4 protein-coding genes and 1 pseudogene are annotated in these 7,009 nt (G+C 75.6%); 3 read left to right on the forward strand and 2 right to left on the reverse strand.

Going from position 1 to position 7,009, the window contains the following annotated elements:
* Positions 1-67: 67 nt before the first annotated feature.
* Both AB0N76_RS32010 and AB0N76_RS32015 read right to left on the reverse strand, forming a co-directional pair.
* Complete coding sequence (locus AB0N76_RS32010) at positions 68-1,957, reverse strand: ABC transporter ATP-binding protein (RefSeq protein WP_363563157.1); 1,890 nt, start codon at positions 1,955-1,957, stop codon at positions 68-70.
* Between the two features lie 91 nt (positions 1,958-2,048).
* Positions 2,049-2,378 carry a MazG-like family protein gene (locus AB0N76_RS32015; RefSeq protein ID WP_363563159.1) on the reverse strand — a complete coding sequence of 110 codons (330 nt, stop codon included), beginning with the start codon at positions 2,376-2,378 and terminating at the stop codon, positions 2,049-2,051.
* Between the two features lie 297 nt (positions 2,379-2,675).
* Between AB0N76_RS32015 and AB0N76_RS32020 the strand changes: the two are divergent.
* The 3 genes and pseudogenes from AB0N76_RS32020 to AB0N76_RS32030 all read left to right on the forward strand — a co-directional run.
* Positions 2,676-4,274 (forward strand): annotated as a pseudogene (locus AB0N76_RS32020) (AMP-binding protein); the annotation flags it as partial.
* Positions 4,269-4,745 carry a thioesterase family protein gene (locus tag AB0N76_RS32025; protein ID WP_363563167.1) on the forward strand — a complete coding sequence of 159 codons (477 nt, stop codon included), beginning with the start codon at positions 4,269-4,271 and terminating at the stop codon, positions 4,743-4,745. The pseudogene AB0N76_RS32020 and the gene AB0N76_RS32025, both read left to right, overlap by 6 nt.
* Positions 4,742-7,009: FAD-dependent monooxygenase (locus tag AB0N76_RS32030; RefSeq protein WP_363563161.1), on the forward strand; the 2,268-nt coding region annotated here is incomplete at its 3' end. The genes AB0N76_RS32025 and AB0N76_RS32030, both read left to right, overlap by 4 nt.

Here is a 7,009-nt window from a genome sequence, read left to right on the forward strand (position 1 = left end):
CTCAGACGTGCGCGGCCCGGGGACGGCGGCACGGCCGTCGGCACGTGCCGCGCCGACCGCTCCGGCCCTACCGGTCCGTCCGCGGCCCCGGAACCGCCGCCCGGTCGTTCTGCAGCTCCCACAGCTCGCGCAGCCGCCCCGGCCGCTCCACCAACTCGGCGAAGGTGCCGTGCTGGATGACCCGGCCGTGTTCGAGGACGACGATCCGGTCGGCCACCGAGACGTTCGCCAGCCGGTGGGTGACCAGGACCACCGCGCGGTCCTGCGCGAGGTCCCGGAGGTTGGCGAAGATCCGGTGCTCGGCGCGCGGGTCGAGCGCGGAGGTGGGCTCGTCCAGGATCAGCAGCGGGGCCGGACGGTAGAAGGCGCGGGCGAGCGCGAGGCGCTGCCACTGGCCGCCGGAGAGCGCCTCGCCGCCGGCCCAGTCGCGGGTCAGCAGGGTGTCGAGGCCGCTGCCCAGCCCGTCGACCACCTCGTCCGCGCCGGAGGCCACGCAGGCCGCCCGGATCGCGGCGTCGCCGCCGGGCGCGGGCTGGCCCTGGGTGATGTTCTGGCGGGCGCTGAACGGCCAGCGGGCGAAGTCCTGCGGGACGACGGCGGTGTGCCGCCACGCCGCGACCGGGTCCAGCTCGCGGGTGTCGACGCCGTCCCAGGTGACGGCGCCGTCGGTGGGCAGGTAGAGGCCGGCCAGCAGCCGGGACAGGGTGGTCTTCCCGGAGCCGTTCTCGCCGACCAGCGCGATCACCTCGCCGCGCCGGACGGAGAGGCTGACGTCCCGCAGCGCGTCGCGGTCGGCGCCGTCGTAGCGGTACGTCAGCCGGTCGACCCGGACCTCGCCGAGCCCGTCCGGGGCGGCCGGGCCGCGGTCCATCCGGTAGCCCCCGGCCTCGGCCAGGAAGTCGGTCCAGTCCTGGAGGTACATGCCGTCGCGGAACATCCGGGCCCCCGCGTTCGCCACGCCCTTGGTGCCGGAGGCGACCGACCGCAGGGCGAAGGCCGCCGCGCCGCCGGAGGCTGCCGAGAGCCGGCCGGTGGCCAGCAGCCACACCAGCACCGCCCAGACCACGCCGGACGCCAGGCCGCCGAGCGCCGCGCCGATCAGCGCGGCCCGCGCGCCGAGCCCGGCGGAGCGCCGCTGCGACTCGTACAGGCCGGAGGTGACCCGGCGGTAGCGGTGCATCAGGAACGGGACCATCGTCCCGGTGCGGATCTGGTCGGCGGTCTCCCGGGCGGCCAGGTGCCAGCGCAGCAGGTACTTCATCCGGTTCAGGCTCATCGTGCTGGTGAACGCCAGCCGGGCGGTGCGGGCGGCGTGGATCTGCGCCCAGGCCTGCGGGAGGCCGGCGAGCACCAGCAGCGGCAGCAGCACGGGGTGGAACGAGGTGAGCACCACCGCGCCGGCCGCCGTCGAGGCCGCGGAGGCGATGAGGTTCTGGCCGGTGGCGAACAGTTCGCCCGCCCGTTCCGCCCCGCGTTCGGCGGCGTCCTTGCGGTCCCGGAAGCCCGGGCTGTCGTAGGCCGACAGCTCGACGTCCAGGGCCGCCTCCAGGTACATCACCTCGGCCTCCTGCTGGGCGGCCGGGACCAGCCGGGCGGAGAGCCAGGCGGTGACGATGCCGAGCACCGCGTGCAGGCCGGTCGCGGCCACCAGGACCAGGACCGACGGCCAGGCGGCCAGCAGCCGCTCGACGACCTCGCCGGAGGAGAACAGCGCCCCGATCGTCCCGGCCATCGCGAGCAGCCCGGTCGCCTCGGCGACCCCGGAGACCAGCTGGCAGGCCAGCAGGCCGAGCACGGCCGGCCGGTCCACCCGCCAGGCCAGCGCCACCGAGCGGGCGGTGAGCCGGGGCAGCCGGCCGGCCATCTGCCGGAAGGTCATCTCCGCCAGGCGCCGGGAGTACTTGTCGCCCTCCTCCGCCAGAAGGACCTCGTCGTCCTCGACCGCTTCCTGTGGCATGGTCTGCTCCTTCATCCGGGGTTCGACGTTCGGGGTTCGGGGTTCGACGTTCGGGGTTCCGCGTTCCGGGGGCGCTGTGGTCGGCCGCGCGCTACCCCGGCGTGACCGGGCGCAGGCCGGCGCGGGCGGCGACCGCCTGCACGTGCTCCTCGAAGAACCAGCGCGGATCGCCGCCCATCCGCACCAGCAGCAGGAGCGCGGTCACCGCGACGTCGCAGGCCTCCTTCCGCACGTCGTCCCAATCATGGGAACGGCCCTTGCGCGGGTTCTCGCCGAGCGCCCCGATCGCCGCCTCCGCGACCTCGCCCACCTCCTCCTGGAGCTTCACGATCTGCACCAGCCAGCGCTGCTCACCGACCATCGAGGTCTGTGAATCAAGGTGTTCCGCAAGGCAGTTGAGGGTTTCCCAGGTGTCTTCCATGGCGCGTGATCCTGCCGTTGTTCGAATCGCTCGCTCAACCCGGGCGGTTCCCGGAGAGCCCGTACCGAACGAGGAGTTTTCGAGCACGCTTGCCAGGCCGCCCCGGGGGCCTCCCGGGCCCGTCCGAACGGCCCGGCGGCCGGGCGCCGACCCGGATGGCCGCAGCACCGGCACCGGTCGACCGGATCGCTCGATGGAGTGAATCCGCTTCGCCGAATGCATGTATCGCTCTCTTGACTGGCGTCAGCAGAGCGCGATACTTGGCTCACTCCCGCTCGCCCGACGAGGTGCCCGCCCATGGAGCTCTCTCCCTCCGCGCACGTCGACACGTTCTGCCGAGACCACCTGCCGCCCTTCGACCAGTGGCCGGAACTCCTCTTCGACCTCCCGGCGTTGGCCTACCCGGACCGGCTGAACTGCGCGGCCGAACTGCTCGACGCCACGATCGAGCGGTTCGGGCCCGACCGCCGCTGCCTGCTCACCCCCACCGAACGCTGGACCTACGGCGAGCTGCGCGACCGGGCCGACCGGATCGCCCGGCTGCTCACCGAGGACCTCGGCCTGGCCACCGGCAACCGGGTCCTCCTGCGCGGCCCCAACCATCCCTGGCTGGCGGCCTGTTGGCTCGGCGTGCTGAAGGCGGGCGGCGTGGCCGTCACCACCATGCCGCTGCTGCGGGCCGCCGAGCTGACCACCGCGCACCGGGTCGCCGGGCCCGTGCTCGCCCTCTGCGATCACCGGTACCTGGACGAGCTGGACCGCGCCGAGACGCCCGGTCTGACCGTGCTCCCCTACGGCGGCCCCGGCCCCGACGACCTCACCGCCCGCTGCGCGGCCAAGGCCGGCGGCTTCACCGCGGTGCCGACCGCCGCCGACGACGTCGCGCTGATCGCCTTCACCTCCGGCACCACCGGCCGCCCCAAGGCCACCCTGCACTTCCACCGCGACGTGCTCGCCAACGCCGACACCTTCTCCCGGCACCTGCTCCGGCCGACGCCCGACGACCTGTTCGGCGGCACCCCGCCGCTCGCCTTCACCTTCGGGCTCGGCGGCCTGCTGGTCTTCCCGCTGCGCGCCGGCGCCGCCACCCTGCTGCTGGAGCGGGCCACGCCCGAGGAGCTGGCCGCGCAGGTCCGCCGGCACCGGGTCAGCGTGCTGTTCACCGCGCCGACCGCGTACCGGGCGATCCTCGACGCCGGGCTGGCCGAGCGGCTCACCGGCGTCCGGCGCTGCGTCTCCGCCGGGGAGCACCTGCCCGCCGCCGTCTGGGAGGCCTTCCACGCGGCCACCGGGCAGCGGCTGATCGACGGCATCGGCGCCACCGAGCTGCTGCACGTGTTCATCGCCGCCGCCGACGGCGACATCCGCCCCGGCTCGACCGGCCGACCGGTCCCCGGCTACCGGGCGGCGGTGCTCGACGAGCGGGGGCGGCCGGTGCCCGACGGCCACCCGGGGCTGCTCGCCGTCAAGGGGCCGACCGGCTGCCGCTACCTGAGCGACGAGCGCCAGCGCGAGTACGTCCGCGACGGCTGGAACCTCACCGGCGACACCTACGTCCGGGACGCGGACGGCTACTTCTGGTACCAGGCGCGCAGCGACGACATGATCGTCTCGGCCGGGTACAACATCGCCGGCCCCGAGGTGGAGCAGGTGCTCGCCGGACACCCAGACGTCGCCGACTGCGCGGTGGTCGGCGCGCCGGACCGGCGGCGCGGCACCGTGGTCAAGGCGTACGTGGTGCTGCGGGCGGGCGCGGCCGCCGGGCCGGCGACGGCCCGGGCGCTCCAAGAGCACGTCAAGCGGACCATCGCGCCGTACAAGTACCCGCGCGAGGTGGAGTTCGTCGACGCGCTGCCGCGCACCGCGACCGGGAAGCTGGCCCGGGCCGAGCTGCGCCGCCGGGCGGCCGCCGGGACCGCGGCCGGGGAGGCATCCCAGGCACCCGAGGCGCCGGGCCCGGCCAGTGTGAGCACCGAGCGCCGGGTCGAGTGGTCCGACACCGACGCGGCCGGGCACTACCACTTCTCCGCCGTCCAGCGCTGGGCCGAGGCCGCCGAGGCGACGCTGCTGCGCCGGCTCGGCCTGGCCGGGCTGTTCGGCCGGATCCCCCGGGTGCACTTCGAGGCCGACTACCGCGAACGGCTCTGGTTCGGCGACACGGTCCGCACCGAGCTGCGGGTCGAGCGGGTCGGCGGGTCCTCGCTGCACTACGCCTTCGAGGTGCACGGGCCGCACGGCCTGGCCGCGAGCGGCCGGATGTCGGTGGTGCACGCCGCGCCGCACGCCAAGGGCTCCGAACCCTGGCCGGACCAGGTGCGCCAGGCGCTCGCCGAGGCCGGGCGCCAGGAGCCGGAGGTGATCCGGTGACCGCCGTGGCCCCGAGCGCGACGGCCCAGCGCATCGCGGTGATCGGCGGCGGGCCGGGCGGGCTGTACTTCGCCGCGCTGGCCAAGCAGCTGGCGCCGGAACGCGAGCTCACCGTCTTCGAACGGGACGGCCGCGAGCACGAGTTCGGCTTCGGCGTGGTCTTCTCCGACGAGACCCTGGACGGCATCGCCCAGGCCGACCCGCGGGTCTTCGCCGCGATCGGCGCCGAGTTCGCCCGCTGGAGCGACATCGACGTGCGCCACGCCGGCCGGGTCCGCACCTGCGGCGGCCACGGCTTCGCGGCGCTGGACCGCAACCGGCTCCGGGCGATCCTGCAACGGCGGTGCGAGGAGCTGGCGGTGGACGTCCGCTACGGCACGCCCGCCCCGCCGGTCGACCGGCTCGCCGCCGGGTACGACCTGGTGGTCGCGGCGGACGGCATCCACTCGACCACCCGGGCGGCGTACCCGGAGTCCTTCCGGACCGAGCTGGACGAGCGGCACTGCCGCTACATCTGGCTCGCCACCGACAAGGTCTTCGACGCCTTCACCTTCATCGTCGAGCGGTTCGACTTCGGCACGCTCCAGGTACACGCCTACCCGTACAGCGCGGAGCGCTCGACCTTCATCGTGGAGCTCGGCGAGGAGGCCTGGCGGCGGGCCGGCTTCGAGGCCCTCGCCGCGCGGGAGTTCGCGCGCGGCGAGAGCGACCTGGCGAGCGTGCGGCGCTGCGCCGACCTGCTCGCCGGGCACCTGGACGGCCACCGGCTGATCCCCAGCGCTTCCCGCTGGATCCGCTTCACCACCGTGCGCAACGCGAGTTGGCGGCACGGCAACGTGGTGCTGCTCGGCGACGCGGCGCACTCCGCGCACTTCTCGATCGGCTCGGGCACCAAGCTGGCCCTGGAGGACGCCCTGGCGCTCGCCGCCAGTCTGCGCGAACAGCCCACCCTGGAGCGGGCGTTGACCGCGTACGAGGCGGAGCGGCGGCCGGTGGTGGAGTCCGCCCAGCGGGCCGCGCAGGCGAGCCTGGAGTGGTTCGAGACGGTGGACCGGCGGGTCGGCCGGGACACCGACCGGTTCGCCTTCGACCTGCTCACCCGCAGCCGCCGGGTCACCTACGGCAGCCTGCGGGCCCGCGACCCCGGGTTCGTCGCGGCGGTGGACGCCGCCGCCGGCGGCGCACCCGGTGTGCCGCCGATGTTCCGGCCGCTGAAGCTGGGCGCGCTGGAGCTGCGCAACCGGGTGGTGGTGCCACCGCTGGCCACCTTCACCGCCGTCGACGCGCTGCCCGGCCCCTTCGACCGGGCGCAGCTGACCGGGCACGCGCTCGGTGGCGCCGGGCTGGTGCTGGCCGGGATGACCGCGGTCAGCCCGGAGGGCCGGGCCACCGACCGCTGCCCGGGCCTGTGGAACGACCGCCAGGAGGCGGCCTGGCGCGAACTCGTCCGGTCGGTACGGGCGGTGAGCGACACCCCGCTCGGCATCCAGCTGACCCACGCCGGCCGCCGGGCCGCCACCGGCGTGCCCGGGCCGGACGGGATCGGGCGGGCCCTCGCCGACGGCTGGCCGCTGCTCGCCGCCTCGCCGCTGCGCTGGGACGCCGACAGCCCGCTGCCGCACGAGGCGAACGCGGTCGAACTGGCCGCCGTGGTGGCCGACTTCGCGGAGGCGGCGGAACGCGCGGCACAGGTCGGCTTCGACGTGCTGGAGCTCCAGTTCGGGCACGGCCATCTGCTCTCCGGCTTCCTCTCGCCGCTGACCAACCGGCGCACCGACCGCTACGGCGGCCCGCTCGCCCAGCGGCTGCGGCTGCCGCTGGAGGTGCTGGCGGCGGTCCGCGCGGTCTGGCCGGCCGGGCGGCCGCTGCTGGTGCGGATCTCGGCGAGCGACTGGGCGCCGGGCGGCACCACCGAGGCGGAGGCGGCGGCGATCGGCCGGGCGCTCGCGGACGGCGGGGCGGACGCGCTGGACGTGTCCACCGGCGAGGTGGTCGCGCACCAGCGGCCGCCGTACGGGCGCGGCTACCAGACGCCGTTCGCCGAGCTGATCCGGCTCGCCACCGGCCTGCCGACCATCGCGGTCGGCGCGATCTCCGGGCCCGACGACGCCGACTCGGTGCTGCTGGCCGGGCGGGCCGACCTGGTGGCGGTCGGCCGGGCCCACTTGTACGACCCGCTGTGGACGCTGCACGCGGCCGCCGAGCAGGGTTACGCCGGGCCGGGCGGCCGCCGGCTGCCCGCCGCCCAGGGCTCCGGCCAGCGC

Source organism: Kitasatospora sp. NPDC093806, assembly GCF_040683335.1.
Classification (GTDB): Bacteria; Actinomycetota; Actinomycetes; order Streptomycetales; family Streptomycetaceae; genus Kitasatospora.

Coding starts and splice junctions, on each gene's coding strand:
- AB0N76_RS32010 (WP_363563157.1), bottom strand. CDS start 1,957: ATGCCACAGGAAGCGGTCGAGGACGACGAGGTCCTTCTGGCGGAGGAG.
- AB0N76_RS32015 (WP_363563159.1), bottom strand. CDS start 2,378: ATGGAAGACACCTGGGAAACCCTCAACTGCCTTGCGGAACACCTTGAT.